This window comes from Acidiphilium iwatense, from assembly GCF_021556475.1.
Lineage (GTDB): Bacteria > Pseudomonadota > Alphaproteobacteria > Acetobacterales > Acetobacteraceae > Acidiphilium > Acidiphilium iwatense.
Map to the genome: position 1 here is coordinate 16,378 of NZ_JAKGBZ010000010.1, position 18,527 is coordinate 34,904.

Annotated in this window: 17 protein-coding genes and 1 pseudogene; 9 read left to right on the forward strand and 9 right to left on the reverse strand. The window is 62.0% G+C overall.

Annotation, left to right across the window (positions count from 1 at the left end):
- Positions 1-423, reverse strand: a complete 423-nt coding sequence (locus L2A60_RS06970; protein WP_235703656.1) for a DoxX family protein — start codon at positions 421-423, stop codon at positions 1-3.
- A 167-nt stretch (positions 424-590) separates the two neighbouring features.
- On the opposite strand from L2A60_RS06970, the gene L2A60_RS06975 reads away from it, so the two are divergent.
- Positions 591-1,478, forward strand: a complete 888-nt coding sequence (locus tag L2A60_RS06975) for a LysR family transcriptional regulator (protein WP_235703657.1) — start codon at positions 591-593, stop codon at positions 1,476-1,478.
- A gap of 3 nt (positions 1,479-1,481) precedes the next feature.
- Here the strand turns inward: L2A60_RS06975 and fumC are convergent, their stop codons facing one another.
- Complete coding sequence (gene fumC / locus L2A60_RS06980) at positions 1,482-2,942, reverse strand: class II fumarate hydratase (protein WP_235703658.1); 1,461 nt, start codon at positions 2,940-2,942, stop codon at positions 1,482-1,484.
- A 136-nt stretch (positions 2,943-3,078) separates the two neighbouring features.
- Here fumC and L2A60_RS06985 point away from each other — a divergent pair, with 136 nt between their 5' ends.
- A complete protein-coding gene (locus tag L2A60_RS06985) occupies positions 3,079-3,360 on the forward strand; it encodes a DUF427 domain-containing protein (protein WP_235703659.1) in 282 nt (93 codons plus the stop codon).
- Between the two features lie 9 nt (positions 3,361-3,369).
- Here the strand turns inward: L2A60_RS06985 and L2A60_RS06990 are convergent, their stop codons facing one another.
- Positions 3,370-4,689: an ABC transporter ATP-binding protein gene (locus tag L2A60_RS06990; RefSeq protein ID WP_235703660.1), complete on the reverse strand. Its 1,320-nt coding sequence runs from the start codon at positions 4,687-4,689 to the stop codon at positions 3,370-3,372.
- A 10-nt stretch (positions 4,690-4,699) separates the two neighbouring features.
- Positions 4,700-6,433 (reverse strand): ABC transporter permease, encoded by a 1,734-nt coding sequence (locus L2A60_RS06995; protein ID WP_235703733.1) that lies wholly within the window; start codon positions 6,431-6,433, stop codon positions 4,700-4,702.
- A 235-nt stretch (positions 6,434-6,668) separates the two neighbouring features.
- Here L2A60_RS06995 and dnaN point away from each other — a divergent pair, with 235 nt between their 5' ends.
- Positions 6,669-7,793, forward strand: a complete 1,125-nt coding sequence (gene dnaN / locus L2A60_RS07000; RefSeq protein WP_235703661.1) for a DNA polymerase III subunit beta — start codon at positions 6,669-6,671, stop codon at positions 7,791-7,793.
- On the forward strand, positions 7,790-8,926 hold the full coding sequence (gene recF, locus L2A60_RS07005; RefSeq protein ID WP_235703662.1) for a DNA replication/repair protein RecF: 1,137 nt from the start codon (positions 7,790-7,792) through the stop codon (positions 8,924-8,926). The genes dnaN and recF overlap by 4 nt, the downstream gene beginning before the upstream one ends.
- Before the next feature lie 9 nt (positions 8,927-8,935).
- Here recF and L2A60_RS07010 read toward each other — a convergent pair whose 3' ends face one another.
- The 5 genes and pseudogenes from L2A60_RS07010 to L2A60_RS07030 form a co-directional block, all read right to left on the reverse strand.
- Complete coding sequence (locus L2A60_RS07010; protein WP_235703663.1) at positions 8,936-9,862, reverse strand: bifunctional riboflavin kinase/FAD synthetase; 927 nt, start codon at positions 9,860-9,862, stop codon at positions 8,936-8,938.
- Positions 9,859-10,389 (reverse strand): MaoC family dehydratase, encoded by a 531-nt coding sequence (locus tag L2A60_RS07015; RefSeq protein WP_456237163.1) that lies wholly within the window; start codon positions 10,387-10,389, stop codon positions 9,859-9,861. The genes L2A60_RS07010 and L2A60_RS07015 overlap by 4 nt, the downstream gene beginning before the upstream one ends.
- A gap of 237 nt (positions 10,390-10,626) precedes the next feature.
- A complete protein-coding gene (locus L2A60_RS07020) occupies positions 10,627-11,031 on the reverse strand; it encodes a GtrA family protein (RefSeq protein WP_235703664.1) in 405 nt (134 codons plus the stop codon).
- A 7-nt stretch (positions 11,032-11,038) separates the two neighbouring features.
- The gene (locus L2A60_RS07025; RefSeq protein ID WP_235703665.1) at positions 11,039-11,683 is read right to left on the reverse strand and encodes a class I SAM-dependent methyltransferase; all 645 of its coding nucleotides are present in this window, start codon (positions 11,681-11,683) and stop codon (positions 11,039-11,041) included.
- Between the two features lie 534 nt (positions 11,684-12,217).
- A pseudogene (locus L2A60_RS07030) lies at positions 12,218-12,423 on the reverse strand (IS256 family transposase); the annotation flags it as partial.
- A 146-nt stretch (positions 12,424-12,569) separates the two neighbouring features.
- Between L2A60_RS07030 and L2A60_RS07035 the strand changes: the two are divergent.
- The 5 genes from L2A60_RS07035 to L2A60_RS07055 all read left to right on the forward strand — a co-directional run bounded on the left by L2A60_RS07035 (position 12,570) and on the right by L2A60_RS07055 (position 18,521).
- Complete coding sequence (locus L2A60_RS07035) at positions 12,570-13,634, forward strand: YfhO family protein (RefSeq protein WP_235703666.1); 1,065 nt, start codon at positions 12,570-12,572, stop codon at positions 13,632-13,634.
- 70 nt (positions 13,635-13,704) lie between these two features.
- Entirely contained in the window at positions 13,705-14,532 is an 828-nt protein-coding gene (locus L2A60_RS07040; RefSeq protein ID WP_235703667.1) for an IS5 family transposase, read from the forward strand.
- The gene (locus L2A60_RS07045) at positions 14,486-15,565 is read left to right on the forward strand and encodes a hypothetical protein (RefSeq protein WP_235703668.1); all 1,080 of its coding nucleotides are present in this window, start codon (positions 14,486-14,488) and stop codon (positions 15,563-15,565) included. Before L2A60_RS07040 ends, L2A60_RS07045 begins: the two co-directional genes overlap by 47 nt.
- An 87-nt stretch (positions 15,566-15,652) precedes the next feature.
- Positions 15,653-17,245 carry a hypothetical protein gene (locus L2A60_RS07050; RefSeq protein WP_235703669.1) on the forward strand — a complete coding sequence of 531 codons (1,593 nt, stop codon included), beginning with the start codon at positions 15,653-15,655 and terminating at the stop codon, positions 17,243-17,245.
- A 112-nt stretch (positions 17,246-17,357) separates the two neighbouring features.
- Positions 17,358-18,521 carry a DUF2125 domain-containing protein gene (locus tag L2A60_RS07055; RefSeq protein WP_235703670.1) on the forward strand — a complete coding sequence of 388 codons (1,164 nt, stop codon included), beginning with the start codon at positions 17,358-17,360 and terminating at the stop codon, positions 18,519-18,521.
- The last annotated feature ends 6 nt before the right edge of the window (positions 18,522-18,527 follow it).

Here is an 18,527-nt window from a genome sequence, read left to right on the forward strand (position 1 = left end):
CTATACCCTCCGGCCGAACGGGGTAGGGGCCAGCGCATAGGCGCCGTCGCCGAGCAGCGCGAGAGCGATCAGCGCGATGGTCCAGAACGCCGGATATTCCCAGCCGCCGCCCTTCACGTTGAAGAAGAAGCCGTTATGGATGTGCACGAGCGCGATGGCGCCGATCAGATCGGGCGCGATCAGCAGGGCGATCAGCCGCGGCCAGACGCCGAGAATCAGCGCGATGCCGGCGGCGAATTCGGCGGCCATGATGAACAGGCCGAACCAGCCGGGCAGGCCGAGGCTGATGAAGTATTTTTCGGTCCCTGCCGGGGTAAAGACGAAATATTTCAGCGACGCATGGGCCAGAAACAGCAGCCCCATGCTCACCCGGAGCAGAAGGCCGGCATAGGGGGCGGTACGCGGATCGACGGAACTGGTCATGAAACTCTCCTTTGACCGCCAATCTAACCATGCGCGGATTGCTCTTATAGTGCCGATTCTGGCAGCATCGTCATGCGTTTTCGCATAGAACAATATGGCGTTTGATGGAATCGCGGAGCGATCCAGCAAAGCCATGAAATTTGCTCGCCAAACAATGGATAGAAAAAATGCTGGATTGGGATGATCTGAGAACCTTCCTCGCCATCGCGCGGGCCGGCACATTGTCGGCGGCGGCGCGCACGCTCGGCGTGCGGCAATCGACCATGGGGCGGCGGCTCGCGGCGCTGGAGGCGCAGGCCGGCGCCCGGCTGCTGGTGCGCACGCCGCGCGGCTTCACCCTGACCGAGGCGGGCGAAGCGGCGCGTGCCGAGGTGGAACGCATGGAACAGGCGGCATTTGCCGCTGAACGGGCGATCAGCGGGCGCGACATCAGGCTGGAAGGCGTCGTGCGGGTCACCACGGTGGAGGGCTTCGCCGAGGCGCTGCTGATGCCGGTTTTCGCTGAACTTTCGCTCCGCTTCCCCGGCATCGTCATCGAGTTGATCGGTGACGATCGCACGCTCAGCCTTGCCGCGCGGGAGGCCGATCTGGCGATCCGCCTCGCCCGCCCGCGCGGCCAGTCGATCCTGGCACGAAAAATCGGCACGGTCGCTTTCGGGCTCTACGCCAGCGCCGACTATCTGGCGCGCCATGGCACGCCGGATTTCGCGGCGGACCAGGGCGATGGGCACCGGCTGATCCTGATGCGCGACGAGACGGGCAGCTATCCTGAACTCGACCACATGGCTGCACTCGCGCCGCTTGCGCGGGCTGCCTTGCGCGCGGATAGCCGTCTCGCCCATCGCGCGGCGGCCGAGGCCGGACTCGGCATCGCCTGTCTTGCCCACCACCTCGCCATCGGAGCCGATCTGGTCCGGCTCGCCGCGCCCGATCCGCCGGGACGGGAAATCTGGCTCGCCCAGCATGAGGATACCAGAACCACTCCGCGCATCCGCGTCGTCGCCGAGGCGATCGCCACGGGATTGCGCGACGGTGCCGCCCGGCTTGCCGGCTGAGCGTCAGGCGCCGCCGAGGCCGCTGCCCACCATGCGGGCCGGATCGACGATCCGGTCGAAGGTTTCGCCGTCCAACCCGCCATATTTCAGCGCCGCCTCGCGCAGTGACAGATTTTCGGTCTCGGCCTTGTGGGCGATCATTGCGGCGCGGTCGTAGCCGATTTCGGGGCTGAGGGCGGTGACCAGCATCAGCGACCGGCCCAATTGTTCGTCGATCACCGCGCGGTTCAGCCTGGTGCCCGTGACCGAGAAGCGGTTCAATGTGGCGCATGCATCGGCGAGGTTGCGGCAGGAGCGGAGAAAATTGTTGATGATGATCGGCCGCATCGCATTCAGCTCGAAATTGCCCTGGCTGCCGGCAAAAGCCACGGCATTGTCGTCGGCGATCACCTGGATGCAGACCATCACCATCGCCTCGCACTGGGTCGGGTTCACCTTGCCCGGCATGATCGAGGAGCCCGGTTCGTTCTCCGGCAGCACAAGCTCGCCGATGCCACAGCGCGGCCCGCTGGCGAGCCAGCGCATGTCGTTGGCGATTTTCATCAACGCAACCGCAAGCCCCCGGACCGCGGCCATCGAAGCGACCATCGCATCGAGCGACCCCTGGGCGGCGAATTTATTCGGCGCGGTGATGAAGGGCATGCCGGTGAGGGCAGCGATTTGTGCGGCGATCGCCACACTGAATCCCGCCGGCGCGGTCAACCCCGTACCCACTGCTGTCCCGCCAGCGGCAATTTCGAAAAGCCCGGCTTTCGACGCCTCGATGCGGGCCAATGCGTCGCGCAACTGGTGCGCGTAGCCGGACCATTCCTGCCCGACGGTCAGCGGCACCGCATCCTGCAAATGAGTACGGCCGGTCTTGGGAATCTCCATCCATTCGGCGGATTTCGCCTCGATCGCCTCGGTCAGCGCGGTCGCGCGCGGCAGCAGCATCGCATCGAGCGCGTCGAGTGCCGCGATGTGCATCGCGGTGGGGAAGGTGTCGTTCGAGGATTGGGCCAAATTCACGTCGTCGTTCGGATGCACCGGGGATTTGCCGCCGATTGTCCCACCCAGAAGCTGGTTCGCCCGGTTTGCCAGAACCTCGTTGATGTTCATGTTGGACTGGGTGCCCGACCCGGTCTGATAGACGAAGAGCGGGAAATGATCGTCGAGCTTGCCTGCGATCGCCTCGTCGGCGGCGCGCGCGATGGCATCGGCTTTCCAGCGCGGAAGATGGCCGGATGCAGCGTTCGCCAAGGCGGCGGCCTTCTTGACGATGCCGTAGGCGCGGTAGAGCGGCTTGGGCATCCTCTCCGTGCCGATCGAGAAATGCTTCAGGCTGCGCTGGGTCTGCGCGCCCCAGTAGCGATCGGCGGCAACCTCGATCTCGCCCATCGAATCGCTTTCGGTGCGAAAGCCGGCCGCGTCGATGCCGATGGGAATGTCGTGAAGCGCCGGGTGGTCGGTTTTGTTCTGGGTCATGCAACGAACATGGTTGTGCCGACGCGCCATTAAAGCGGTGAGGCTTTTATCCGGCGCATGGGAGCCCATCTGAAAGGCACGACCATGGAATTACACGGACGTGGAATTCCATGACCATAAAATTAAGGAGCGAACCATGGTCAAGGCGGTATGGAACGAAACGATCATCGCGGAGTCGGACGCGACCGTCATGATCGAGGGCAATCATTATTTCCCGATCGAGTCGGTCCGGCGGGAGGTGCTGCGCGACAGCGCCACAACCAGCCGCTGCCCGTGGAAGGGCACCGCTCACTATTACTCGATCGCGGTCGATGGCGCAACCAACAGGGACGCCGCGTGGTACTACCCCGATCCCTCCGCCGAAGCCGCCGAAATCAAAGGCCGGATCGCGTTCTGGAAGGGTGTTCGGGTGGCGTAGCCGCCCCGTTCAGTCCTCCTCGATATCCTCCAGGCTGAATTGCTGCGCTTCCTCGTCATAGGAATACAGCTCGGCATAGCGGCCCCAGGAAATCGCGGTGCGCAGGGTTTCCTCGGCGCGCTCGGGCGACATGTGGTCTTCCAGTTCGTCGCGGAAGCGCACCGCCGAGGCGCGGTGATTCCAGCGTTCGTCGATCACCTGGCGGATCGCCGCCACCAGCGGAACCTGAGCCCGCAAATTGGCGGCGAAGATGCGTTTGCGCTCCTCGGTCTCGGCGTTGACGAAGCGGTGCCCCTGTTCGGTCAGGCGGATGTCGCCTTCCTCCAGCTCGGCGAATTTCAGCAATTGCAGGGTTTCGCCGAGCGGCAGCAACTCGTCGACTTCGTATTGCAGCGCGGCGGCCAGCGCCGGCAGGTCGGCGCGGCCCTCATAGGGGGGGGCTGCGAGGGTTTCCATCAGACCCGACATCAGATTGGTGCCGATCGGGTGAAGCGGGGTGGCGAAGCCGGTCGCCGGCTGTGCCGCCTGGGCACGCAGATCGGCCGGGGTTTTCCGCCGCGTCATTACCGCATAGATGTCGTCGACCATCTGGCGGAACGCCGGGTCGAGCCGGTTGCGCGGATGGGCGAAGCGCACGGTCATCTCGTGCGCGACCCGGCCCGGATCGGATGCAAACACCAGGATGCGGTCGCACATCAGCACCGCTTCCTCGATGTTGTGGGTCACCAGCAGCATCGATTTCACCGGCAATTTCCGGTCCGACCACAAATCGATCAGATCGGTGCGCAGCGTCTCGGCGGTCAGCACATCCAGCGCCGAAAACGGCTCGTCCATCAGCAGCAGATCGGGATGGGTCACCAGCGCTCGCGCGAGGCCGACCCGCTGGCGCATCCCGCCCGACAATTCCTTGGGATAGGCGCCATCATAACCGCCGAGGCCGATCAGGTCGATCGCCTCCTCGGCGCGGACCTCGCGCTCCGCCCGCGCAATGCCTTGCGCCTCCAATCCAAGCTCGACATTTTCCTGCACCGTGAGCCAGGGAAACAGCGCGAAACTCTGAAACACCATGGCAACCCCGCGCACCGGGCCGCGCACCGTCTTGCCTTGCCACAGCACCTCGCCGCTGGTCGGGCGCAACAGCCCGGCGATGATGCGCAGCAAAGTCGATTTCCCCGACCCGGAACGGCCGAGCAGGCCGACGATTTCGCCCTCCCGCAGAGAGACGTTCACATCGTCGAGCACCACGAGCTCGTTATTGGCCTCTTTCGGATAGGCCTGCCGGCATTTGCGGACTTCGAGCAGGGTTCGCGTGGCGACGAGCTGGTCCATGCGGGATTCCCTATCCAAGCGTGGTGCGGCGGCTGGCATAGGCATAGAGCGGGCGCCAGACCAGCCGGTTGAAAACAAGCACGAAGGCCGACATCACGGCGACACCCAGCACGATCCTGGCGGTGTTTCCCGCGTTGGTCGCCTCCGCGATATAGGCGCCGAGCCCCTGGGCGACCAGCGTGGTGTGCCCCCAGGACGCCACTTCCGCGACGATCGAGGTGTTCCAGGCATTGCCGCTCGCGGTCAGCAGACCGGTGACCAGATAAGGCAGGATGCCGGGAATGATCAGGCGCCGCCAGCGGAGAAAACCGCGCAGGCCGAAATTCGCCGCGACCTCCTTCAAATCGCCTGGCAGCGCCGACGCGCCGGCCACCACGTTGAACAGCACATACCACTGGGTGCCGAGAATCATCAGCGGCGTCAGCCAGATATTCGGCGCCAGCCGGTAGGCGACGATCAGCGCGACCGCGATGGGAAACAGCAGATTGGCCGGAAATGCGGCGAGGAACTGCGCCACCGGCTGGACGATCCTGGTCGCCTTCGGCCGCAGCCCGACCCACACGCCGAGCGGCAGCCAGATCGCGCTGGATACCACGAGGGCCACGATCACCCGTGCCAGGGTAAAGACGGCGAGTGTCAGGCAGGTGACCAGATCGGACCACTGCAGATGCGCCGCGCAGAACTTTGCCACCTGCCAGAACGCATAGATGGCGCCGAGTGCCACCAGCACGTAGAACACGCCATCGCCAAGGCGCGATGATTGCCGGTCGGTCCTGAGCGACTGAAAAGTCCGCTGAGCGCGGCCCAGACGCAACCGGCCGATCCGCGCCACCTGATCGCCGAGCCAGCCGCCCGCCTCGCGCAGGATGAAGGTCCGGCGCAACAGTTTCAGCACCCAGGGCTCGGAATCCGCCGCTGTCTGCACCGTCTCGAAGCGGAACTTGGCCGACCACGCGACCAGCGGGCGGAACAGCAACTGGTCGTACATCAGGATCACCACAAGCATGGCGAGCACGGCGTAGACGATCGCTGGAAGGTCGCGCCGGCCCAGCGCCACGGCCACATAGGACCCGATCCCCGGCAGGGTGAAGGTGGTGTTGCCCACCGTGATCGCTTCGGAGGCGACGACGAAGAACCAGCCGCCCGACATCGACAGCATGGTGTTCCAGACAAGGCCAGGGGTGGCAAACGGCACGTCGAGCCGCCAGAAGCGCTGCCAGGGCGACAGGCCGAAGCTGCGGCAGGCTTCGTCGAGATCGGCCGGCTCGGTGGTCAGCGACTGATAGAAGCTGAACGTCATGTTCCATGCCTGGCTGGTAAAGACGGCGAATACCGCCGCAAGTTCCGCGCCGAGTTCCCGGCCGGGGAACAGGTGAAGGAAGAACAGCACGGTGAACGACAGAAATCCGAGAATCGGTACCGATTGCAGGATGTCGAGGATCGGGATGATGATGATCGCCGCACGGCGGCTTTTCGCCGCAAGGGTCGCGACGGTGAAGGTGAAGATCAGCGAAGCGATCAGGGCCGCGAACATCCGCAGCGTGGTGCGTATGGCGTAGCCCGGCAGATAGGCGGGATCGAGATGGATATGCCCCGCCTGGGCAACCGCGAGCGGGGCGAGTGTGCCCCGCGCCACGTTCACCACCCCGATCAGCAGGCCGAGCACGAGCAGGATCGCCGCCAGATCCCATGCGTTGGGCAGGCGCCGTCCATGGACAAGGGCGGGCGGTGCGATGCTGGTCATGGCCGATCCGCTCATGGTCGTTGTCAGGGTCGTGCGGAGCCGGATGTCGTTCGACCCCCGCCCGGCCCATAGCCCGGCATGACCGCCCTGTCACCCGCGCAATAATTATGTTTCGGCGACGCACTCGATCGGCGTTACGCGCGGATGGGCCGGTTCTATTCCGTGCCGATCTGGGCTATGGACCGAAACCCTGGCGAGTCGCATAATTGTCAGGCGAGATGACTGGAAGGATCGCATGAAGCTCAAGGCGGATCGCGCCACGCTCCTCAAGGCGCTGGCCCATGTTCAGAATGTGGTGGAGCGGCGGAACACAATTCCCATCCTCGCCAACGTGTTGCTCTCGGTGAAGGACGGGCGGCTGACCGTCGCCGCGACCGATCTGGAGATCGCCCTGATCGAGGAGGTTGCCGCCGCCAGCGCAGCGGACGGGGCGGTCACCGCGCCGGCGGCGACGCTCTATGAAATCGTGCGCCGCCAGCCCGACCATGCCGAGATCGAGCTGGATCATCCGGGCGGCGACGCGCCCCTGCATCTGCGAGCCGGTCGCTACGCGACCAAGCTGGTGGTTCTGCCGACCGACGAATTCCCCAAGCTCGATGCCGGCAAGCTGAGCCATCGTTTCGCAATTCCGGCCCAGGCGCTGCGCGGGCTGATCGACCGCACCCGCTTTGCAATCTCCACCGAGGAGACCCGATACTACCTCAACGGCATCTATCTGCATGCGGCCGAATCGGACGGCGCCGCCGTGCTGCGCGCGGTCGCGACCGACGGCCACCGGCTTGCCCGCGTCGAGGAACCGCTGCCCGAGGGCGCTTCCGGGATGCCGGGCGTGATCATTCCGCGCAAGACGGTGAACGAGCTGCGCAAACTGCTCGACGAGGTTTCCGGCGATGTCGCCATCGCCCTGTCGGAAACCCGCATCCAGTTCAGCCTCGATACGATGCGCCTGACCAGCAAGCTGATCGACGGTACCTACCCCGATTACAGCCGGGTCATCCCGGTCGGTAACGACAAGATTTTACGTGTTGATACAAATGATTTTTCCAACGCCGTTGCCCGCGTCTCGGCGATCACCGCCGAGCGCCACAAGCCGGTGAAATTGTCGGTCGCACGCGATCTGCTCGTCCTGTCGGCGACCAGCCCGGATCAGGGAACCGCCTCGGAAGAGCTCGACGGCGAACAGGTGCAGTACGAATCGAGCCCGATCGAGATCGGCTTTCAGGCGCGCTACCTCAACGACGTGACCGAGCAGATCAAGGGTCATGTCGAATTCTGCTTCGCCGACGGCGCGGCGCCCACCCTGGTGCGCGCGGCCGGCGATCAGAGCGCCATATTCGTCCTGATGCCGATGCGTGTTTGAACGCTAACGGCCGACCGGCGGGCGCGCGTATCGAACGCCTGCGCCTCGCCGATTTCCGCTCCTACACCGCGCTCGATTGGCAACCCGCCGGGCGAATCGTCGCCCTTGAGGGGCCGAACGGCTCGGGCAAGACCAATCTGCTGGAGGCGATTTCGCTGCTGGCGCCGGGGCGTGGCTTGCGCGGCGCCCGGTTCGCCGAACTGGCGCGCCGTGCCCCGGAGGCTTCCGGTGGCTGGGCGGTGGCCGCGCGGATCGTGCGCGGGGAGGACGGGCAGGAATTCGATTTCGGCACCGGAATCGAACCGTCCCAGCCCGAGCGGCGGCGCATCCTGCTCGACGGCGAACCGATTCCGGCTTCGGCGGCGGCGGAGCACTTCGCCTGCGTCTGGCTCACGCCGCAGATGGACCGGCTGTTCACCGAAGGCGCTCCGGCACGGCGGCGTTTTCTCGACCGGCTGACCATTGCCCTTGCACCCGGCCATGCGCGCGAAGTCGCCGCGTTCGAGGCCGCTTCGGCCAACCGCAACCGGCTGATCGAGCAGGGTGGCTCCGATCCGGTGTGGCTGGCGACGATCGAGGAGTCGATGGCGCGTCACGCGGCGGCGCTGACCGCTTCCCGGCTCGATCTGATCGCCCGGCTGAACGACGCTCTTGCTGCCGGCGTCGCGGCGCCGTTTCCGCCGGCGATACTGGCGCTCGACTGCCCGATCGGCGCGCGGCTGCGGGAAGCGCCTGCCCTCGCGGTCGAAGACTGGCTGCGCGAAACCTACGCAGTCGCCCGAAACGCCGCACAGGTGCCGTCTTCGCCGCAGCGCGCCGATTTCCTGCTCGCCGACCGGACGAGCGGATTGCCCGCGTCACTGGCGTCGACCGGCCAGCAGCGCGCCATGCTGGTTGCCATCGTGCTCGCCCATCTGGCGGCGGTGACGCAGCTGCGCGGTGCCGCCCCCGTGCTCCTGCTCGACGAACCGTTCGTGCATCTCGATGCCGCACATCGTGCCGCGCTCGGCGCTGCGCTGACACGAAGCCCAGCCCAGATATTCTGCACCGCGACAGAACATGAATCGCTCGCCACGCTCGGCGATGACGCGATGGTCTGGCGTGTCGCGCCCGGCCTGATCGAACCCGCCTGAGCGTGTCTGTTACCGCTCCAGCAATGCGCGGGCCGTGTCGGCATCGCGCACAATCTGGCCGCGCAACTCGTCGAAGCTCGCGAATTTGCGTTCGTCGCGGATGAAATGATGCAGCGCGACCGCGATCTCCCGGCCGTAGAGATCGCCATCGAAATCGAACAGATGCGCCTCCAGCCGGGCAATCGCGCCTTCGGCGACGGTCGGCCGGCGGCCGATATTCGCGACCCCGCGCACGCTGCGCCCATCGTCCAGCTTCGCGGTGACCGCATAGACCCCGCGCGCGGGTTCCAGGTGCCGGCCGAGTGCCACATTGGCGGTGGGGAACCCGATGGTCCGGCCGCGCGCATCGCCGTGGGCGACCGTGCCGCGAATCACATGCGGGCGCCCGAGCAGCGAGGCTGCGCGCTCGGGGTAACCGTCCTGCAGCAGCCGGCGAATCCGGGTCGAGGAAATCGGGCCTTCGGCGTCGTCGAGATGCGATACGACGGTCAGCCCCATGCCGAGCGCTTCGGCGCGTGTGGCGAGCAGCGAAACGTCGCCGCCGCGCCGGTGGCCGAAGGCGAAATCGGCGCCGCAGGCGAGGTGCGCCGCGCCGATGCCGCGATGCAAAATCTCATCGATGAACTGGGTTGCGGTCAGAAGCGAAAACGCGCGGTCGAACCGCAGTTCGAACAGGATGCCGACCCCCTCGGCCTCAAGGGCGGCGGCGCGTTCCTCCTCCAGCATCAGCCGGAACGGCGGGTCGTCGGGGCGGAAAAACTCGCGCGGGTGGGGCGCGAAGCTCAGCACCGCGCGGGGCGCGTCCGGGCGTGCCGCGTGGGCGGCGCGCAGCACCTCGACATGGCCGCGATGCACCCCGTCGAAATTGCCGAGAGCGACCGACGCGCCGCGCGCCTCCGCCGGCACCTCGGTCCAGTCATGGATGACTCCGATCATTCGGCGGCGCGCTTCTCGCTCTGGGCGATCGCGACGACCGCTTCGGTCGGCGGAATCACCACCGCCTCGCCCTCGATCACCACCCGTCCGCGCACCAGGCAGCGCGTGCGCATGGTGGCGCGCTTCCGGTCGTGGTCGAGGCCGGCGACTTCGACCACCGCCGTCACCGTGTCGCCGATTCGTACCGGCGCGCGGAACCGCATGGACTGGGTGAGATAGATCGTCCCCAGCCCCGGCAGCACGGTGCCGAGCACCGCCGAGATCAGGCTGCCGCACAGCATCCCATGGGCGACCCGGCCCTTGAACAGGGTCTGGTCCGCCAGTTCCTGGTTGAGATGGACCGGGTTGGTATCCATCGAAACCGCCGAGAACAGCAGGATGTCGGCCTCGGTGATGGTCTTGCCGAGCGAGGCGGTCTGACCGATTTCCAACTGGTCGAATGGTACGCAAGATGGCATGAGGGGCTCCGCGAGGGGATGCTGCAGATCGAACGAGAGGATCGTGCGCTGCACAAAGCCCTGGATCATGCAACGAGGTCAAGAGTGGGGCGATTGTGAAGGATTCGGAAGGACCGATGAGCGATCCGGTTACGGCAACCGAACAAGCGGCCATTGGCCAGTATCGCGGCGTTTGGATACGTGTAGAATGTGGTCACTTCCGTCTAAAAGGTACGCTACAGCATATTTCTTGATCAATTAATTTTATAATTTAGCAGCCGCGAGGAGTATAAGTTTACAGACCGCAACAGACAAGAGCTCATTACCTTACATTCGTGCTGGTTGTTGATAAGTCCAGACGTGATGGGCAATGAAGGTCATTAGCGGCACTATTAATAATATGGCAATGATTCCGATCCAATAGCCGAAGCCCATCGTGATCGCGTTTTTTAAGATCGCTGATGAGATGGCCGATCCAAGGATCGTTACCGTCGCGAATTTCATCAGATTGGCTGGGCTCGGCTTTTCCGAGAAGCTCCAGAGCGTGTTGACCAGGTAGGAAAATACGCTGGCAATGATGAAAGCGACGATGCTTGAGACGATGACCTCCAACGCGAGTATTTTGATCATCGTGTAAGACAGGCCGACATAGATCGCCGTCGAGGTGATGCCTGTCACCCCGAACTTCATCACGCGCGACACCAATTGGCGGATTTCGCTGACGTTGGTCACCACGGACTCACGCGCTCGCGACGCAGAGCAGGGACAGCCCAAACGGTAGCCCGGTCCGTTCAAGCAGATGACGTTCTGATGCGAAGATCGTCCGCATGATCCGATTGATCAGGGCGGGCGGGATGTTCGTCCCGGTCGCGCTCTGCGCTCCGCGCAGCTTGTCGAAGCTCCGCACTAGGGCGGCCGCCGGGAACAGCCACATATTGAAATATGTGGCGCGGTCGAGGCGCAGTCCCGCTGATTGGACCACATCGATTAATCTGATCTTTGAATAGCGTCGGTGGTGATGGAGAAATTCATCGTGTCGGCTCCACATCCACTGATAGGCCGGCACGGAGATGATCAGGCGGCCGCCAGGCTTGACCAGACAAGCCACGGCGCGGAGCGTGCCAAGATCGTCGTCGATATGTTCGAGCACATCGAACAGGCAGATCAGATCAAATTGGCGCCCGAAATCCGGCACTGCGGAGGGTAAGGTGCCGGCGCGAATTTCGAACGCTCCGCCGGTCTTTTTTATGGCCAAATCGCGCGCGACTTCAGAGATTTCGATCCCGCATACGGTTCCGAAGTCCGACAGCATGGGCAGATTACCCCCCGTGCCACAGCCGATCTCAAGGATCTGAGCGTGGCGCGGTAGGTCGAGCGCCTTCAACTGATCGGAAAGGATGTCTCGGCGAGCCGCAAACCACCAATGGCGTTCTTCAAGTTCCGCCATGTCGAGGTATGCTTTGGTTTCCATTACAAAATTCCAAATTACTCAGCCGTCGGCATGTAAGACGACAAGGGCGCACGATATTCGATTATATAGTTCACGTCTTTTGGTCCGCATGACGTTCTAGGGTGTGTACCCAATGGCGGCGTGAGCCGCGATTTGCGCCCCAGCCCGAAGGGACCGGGAGCTTTTGGCCGCTGGCTATGTCGTTCGTCGCTCATGATCGGCAAGATCACCTCACTCCTCTCTCCTGGCCAGCAGCCAAAATCCCTCCGGTCGCGGCCACACCGCTATTGGGTACACACCCTAGTTCTCACCCGCTGAGTAAGCGGCCGATCCGCTCCAGTGGTGAGGTAGTAGCAGCTTGAAGATGGCCTCGGAAGTCTGTTTGTTGTGAATCAGCCGCAAATCTACTGGCCAGAGATGCCCGGCCCGTTGTTGAAAATCGGTGCGGGCACGTTGCCCGATTTCTGATTATGCGGCTTTGGTGTATTGAGCAAAATTGGCATCGAGGAGGAGCTTCGGCTTGTGTGCAGCCAGGGCCGAGCGAAGTGCTGGATGAGCCTTCAGCTTCCGAAAGAGCCCTTGGTAGCTTCCATTATGGCGGCAGCGGTCCAGCGCAGCGCCATTGCGGCGTTGCGCCAACGTTTCACATTCCGGCAGACCCGCCTGACAGTGCCCAACTGGTCAAATGGTATGCAAGATGGCATGAGGGGCTCCGCGAGGGGATGCTGCAGATCGAACGAGAGGATCGTGCGCTGCACAAAGCCCTGGATCATGCAACGAGGTCAAGAGTGGGGCGATTGTGAAGGATTCGGAAGGACCGATGAGCGATCCGGTTACGGCAACCGAGCAAGCGGCCATTGGCCAGTATCGCGGCGTACGGGGCGTAGTTGAGACGGTTTTGGCTCTTTTTTTCTATCTACTTATTTCAATTATGTTATTTGGATCGCGCCTGCCATGGACCACGCATTATATCGGTGGCGGTAACGATCCAATCTCTTTCATGTGGTTCCTGCATTGGTGGCCTTTCGCGATCGCTCACGGCCTCAACCCGTTCTGGACCCGCTATGTCTGGTTTCCCCATGGTTTCGATCTCGCATGGGCGACGTCGGTTCCGACCCTTGCCGCAATCGCCGCGCCCTTCACGATTTTGGGGAATGCAACGCTGGCATTCAATGTTATATCGGTGTCGGCTCCCGGATTAGCAGCCTGGACGACCTTTCTTCTGGCACGCTCCATTGTCAAAAATACCGGTGCGGCGCTTGTAGCAGGATTTATCTACGGTTTTTCTTCGTATGAATTGGGCCAGTTACTTGGTCATCTTAATCTCGACGTCACGTTTCTGGTTCCCCTGATCGTTTTGCTTACCCTGCTGCGCTTTCGAGAAGAGGTGTCGCGGCGCACTTTCGTGCTTCTTACGGCCCTGGCGCTGTTTCTGGAAATCGGCATTTCAACGGAGATTGTCGCGACTTTCTGTACTCTTGGAGCGATCGTCTGGGCGATTTTCTGGTATTTTACTCCCGATCGGGAGCGCACGGCTTTATGGCAGCTTGCGCTTGAATTTCTGGGGGCGGCGTGTATCGCCGCATTCTTGTCTTTACCTTTCATCTATTATTTGATTGTCGGCGCGGATACGGTTCCGAAGGAGATTAACTCGGTTACTTATTACTCGGCTGACCCGCTCAATTTCGTGCTGCCAACCTATATGACCTGGCTGGGACATCGCGCTGCGGCACCGATTGTCCGGCACATGACTGCCAACTTGTCGGAGCAAGGCGCTTATCTTGGATTGCCGCTGATCGCTATTTTGATTGCATATTTATGGCGCGGCGAATTAATCCGATACAAAAAGGCTTTATTTATTTCGATTTTATTGCTTAGAGCCTGACCGAAAAAGATAGTTGAGCGATTTCAGTGGATTGTGATTCAGTCGGTTTGCAACAACGGACGGATTCGCAATGGCCTGGACCGAAATCGCTCGCCGGCGATACTGCCGGGGCGAGCTTCGTTATGCAAGCAATCTCACCGATGCGGAATGGTCGTTGATCGAGCCGTTCATGCCAGCGCCGTCACAGCGTGGCCGACCGCGCTCGGTATCGCTGCGAGTGATCGTGGAGGCGATCCTGTACATGCTGGCGACCGGATGCCAATGGCGGCAGATCCCGAAGGAATTCGCACCGTTCACGACGGTGCAGGGGTATTTTTACCGCTTCTGCCGCGATGGCACCCTGGAACGCATCAACCACGCCCTTATCATGATGGCCCGAGAATTGGCTGGTCGTGAACCTTCCCCTACTGCCGGGGTAATCGACAGCCAGTCGGTGAAGACGACCGAAGCCGGGGGGCCGCGCGGCTTCGATGCGGGCAAGAAGATCAAGGGGCGCAAGCGCCATATCATCACCGACACGCTGGGCCATCTGGTCGGGCTTGTCATCCACTCCGCCGATATCCAGGACCGCGATGGCGCCGTGCGGGTGCTCAGCGCCATTCGCTCGCTGTATCCGTGGCTCCGACACGTCTTCGCCGACGGCGGCTATGCCGGCCCGAAGCTGAACAGGCGCCTCGCCAAAATCGGCAACTGGACCATGCAGATCGTCAAACGATCTGACACCGCCACAGGATTTGAACTCCTGCCCCGAAGGTGGGTGGTTGAGAGAACCTTCGCCTGGCTCGGCAGATGCCGCCGCCTCGCCAAGGATTTCGAAGCAACCATCGCCAGCGCCACAGCGTGGCTCCTCCTTGCCCATATCCGCCTGCTCACAAGAAAAATCGCCCGCCAACGATAGCAACGCTACCATTCAGAGTCAGGCTCTTACTGTTGCAAGTCTTGGCCCGAAGCTGCATCTCGACGGTCTGAACACCGGCATCCCACTTCCGTGGGCTGTCACTTCTTGGCTCCCGCTCATAAAATCGGCCTTGCCGATCCGATTCACCCAGTATGTTTTTCTTGCTGCGGGCATCGCCGTCGCGTGTTGGATTACCGAAGCAAAGGCTGCCTCTCGCCTCGTTCGGCTCGTTCTTGCCTTTCTTGCCTGCGTTTTTCTGGTTCCCAACCCCAAGGCATTCGGATGGACGAATTTTCCGCTGGCGCCGGCGTTACCGAGCAATATCGCAGCATCTGCGCTCGGGAAGCCAGCGAATATCATCGTGCTGCCGTTCGCGAATCATGGTCCGGGAATGGCTTGGCAGCTCGATACCCGTATGGGTTTTACCCAAACGGGCGGTTATGTAGGGTTTACTCCTCGTCAGGCTTGGCGCTGGCCCGTTGTCCATGACTTCATGGACGGCGCGCCGCACGGAAACTTCGAAAACGACATCTTGGCGTTTTGTGGGACTCACCGGGTCGACTACATTCTCCTTGCACCCCAAACGCCGAAGCCGCTTGCGCAGGCTATCATGGCACTCGGATGGCCCATAATCCGCCACGACGGCACCGGGATCGTCGAAGTTCCGCCGCGCAGGAAGCTTCGCTATTTCTATGTTCAAGGGGATTATTGGCCATCCGCTCACAGTCGGTTCAGTTGGATCGGGCGATATGCCAGGATCGCAACCAGCGGCCGTTCTCTACGCCTTATCATCAAAGGATCCGAGCGGCCCGCGTCGCTGCGGCCGGTCAGATTGACCGTAAAAATCGGAAAGAAAACGACGGTCTACGAAGTCAGCGACGCGACGCGGATCGTTTTGACCTTGAAATCTGGATCAACCACGACGTTGAAGGCGGCAAAAATTTTCCGTCCGGTGGATGTCATACACAACAAGGATTATCGCCACCTGTCGGTGACGATCGCGCTGGAGGCGTTGCCGCACAATCCGGCCTGACCATCCGATTGGACGGTTTGCCCGATTGGCCATCATTCGATCCGTTGGTCTAAGCTGGCATCGGCTCGCTCCTCGAAAGGATGCTTCATGCGCGGTTTCGCCCGGTTTCTGCTCCTGCTGATCGTAGTCGGCATTGGCGTGACGCTTGGTTTCATCCAGAGCCTGAAGGCGATTTTTCATCTATGGGGTGCCGATTCGGATATCGCGGGCCCAGTCTTGCTCTGGCAAGGCGTCCATGCACATGGCATCGGCTTCGTGACACTCTGGCGCTACACCCAAGATAATTGGCTCCTGTCCTTGATGCCGGCAGATTTCTTCGCTTTCCTGATCTTTGGTGATTCACCGGTGGTTCTGATTGCGAGCGGCGCCGTCTTTTTTTATCTCATGGTGCTGTTGACAGTGATCCTAATCGGGCGCGAGCGTGGTCCGGTGATTGGGGCTCTGGCTGCTATTGTTCTTCTCTTCGCTGGACAACCGGCTCTTGGTGCCAACGGATTCCTCGCTTACCCGGTCAGCCATAACGTCTCGCTGGTTTGGGGGCTGCTTGGTGTCTTACTTTCGACCCTTTGGCTCGACAGCGGACGACTCGGCTGGCTGATGATCGCCGGAATTTGCCTATTCATCGGTGCTTTGTCCGATCCCTGGACGCTTGCCGCTTTTCTCATGCCTATGGCTACTGCCACCATCATTCTGATTGTCACGGGCAATGACGAGGTGGGCCGCAAACCAATCATTGCTATCTTGGGCATCGACATATTGGCCGGTGCACTGGCGGAGACTAAACTTTTTGGCATGTTTGGCTTCCTTCCGGCGCCGTCTCACAGCATCGCGACATGGAACGAGATTGGCAAGAATCTGATTTTGGCGTTCCGTTACGTGGCGGTGTTTATGAACTTGGTGCCAGGCTCACTGACATCCCCGTACCACCCGCCCCCGATTACATCCCTGGTGATTGATTGCGGTGTGCTTGCGCTGGTTGTGGCATTTTCATTCGCCTGTCTTACCGGAAGTTACCGTATGATGCCGATCCGTCGGCAGTTTCTTGCGCTGACAGCACTTGCATCCATGGGGATCATGTTTTCGGCGTTGCTCTTTACCGGCTTTGCAACTGCAATGGTGACTGCACGTTATTTTGCCAATTTTTTTGTCTTTGTTCCAATCCTACTTGCCGTTATTCCTATTGAGACATCGGGCTTACGACATCTGGGCCTTAGTATTGTAACGGCAATCGGTATTGCTTCGATAGTTTCTGGCGTGGTGAGTAATCGTGTTGTCTGGACTCTAGATCCGCCACATGTATCGCTCAGAGGTATACCGGCCCTTGCCAGATTTTTGCACGCCCATGGTCTTTCTTTCGGCTACGGACCGTATTGGCCAACTCAGGCAAATGCCGTTGCCTGGGTGACCCATGGCGAAGTCACGATCCGGCCAGTGGATTTCGATGCAAATAAGCAGCAATTTTTGCCTAAGCCCGTCCAAACCCTGGCGCGGTGGTACACGCGGGAGGGCATTCTAAACGAGCCGAAGCGAATGTTTCTCATCGTTTCCGTTGATCCTGGACAGTGTCTGCCTCAACCATCGTGTGCTGTCGCAGCGGCCAGGCAGTTCGGAATGCCAACTAAAAAGCTATATTATCACGGATTTAATGTGCTGGTATTCGATCATCCCATCATTCCCTGACTTATGGACTTAGCTGGGGCGAGGGCGCTACTCCATGCCATGCTCCGGCTTCGATGCACGACTGTTCGGCAACTAGAATCCTGCCTGCGGCAAAAGCAATGAAAGACCTCTCATGCGCGGTTTCGCCCGGTTTCTGCTCCTGCTGATCGTGGTGCTGGCGATCGCCTATCTTGGAGCGTGGTGGTATGCCGAGGGACGCCTCGGGGTCGCGTTCCGCCAGCAGGAAGCCGCGTTCCGCAAGGCGGGCTGGACCGTCAGCCATGGCGCGACCGCGCGCGGCGCCTCGCCGCTGGTGGCGCGGTTCTCGGTAGCCGATCTCACCTTCAGCCCGCCTGATCGGGGGATGCCGGAGCCGTCGATCACCCTGCCCAACCTCAACCTCGACGTGCACCCGGCCTCGCCTTTCACTCTCGATCTCGGACTGCCCTTGTCCTGGCACATGGCGATGCCGTCCGGGCCGGCCTTCACCATCCAGTTCGCCACCCTGCATGATCGCTACCGCTTCGACCCGAATGCCCTGCTCGACCATGCGCCCGACCCGCTGCGTGCCGTCGAAGCCTCCTTCATCGACATGCGGGTCGACAGCGCGGACACCAATTTCACCCTGGTCAGCATCAAGTCGCTCACCGCTCGCGGCACCCGCAATCCGGCAGCGGGCAAAAACGCGACCGCGATCACGATTCATGAGAAAATCACCGGCTTTGCCCTGTCGCCGATTTTCGTGACCCTCGGCCATCTGCCGTTCGCCGGCAAAATCAAATCGTTGATTTTCGATCTCGACCTGTCGGGGCCGTCAATGCCGGCATTGTCCCATTTCGGCCAGCTTCCGTTGGCCCCGTCGCCGGACGGCAGCGGGGTCAACCCGATGCAACCCTTGCAAGCCATGTGGCGGAAATTCGGGCCGGAAATCCATGACTGGGCGAAGGCAGGCGGCCATGGACGCTACGCAATCGCCCTGGTGCTCGGCCCGCTCGACGCCCACGCGCACGGCAATTTCGGCTTCGACAAGGCGGTTCAGCCGGTGAGCCGATCAACCCTGACCGCCGACGGCCTGGGCGAATTTCTCGGCGACATCGCCAGCGCCTACCCCGCCGCCGTCGGCGCGATCAGCACCCTGACCACCGAAACCGCGCCCTACATGACCAAAGGACCCAAGGGTAGCCAGCGCCTCAAGGCCGATCTCGCACTCGCGGACGGTGTGCTGACCGCGAACGGCAGGAAAACCGCGAACGTCCCGAAGCTCGTCTGGCCGAGATCGGCCCCGGCAGCGCATTGAGCGCCG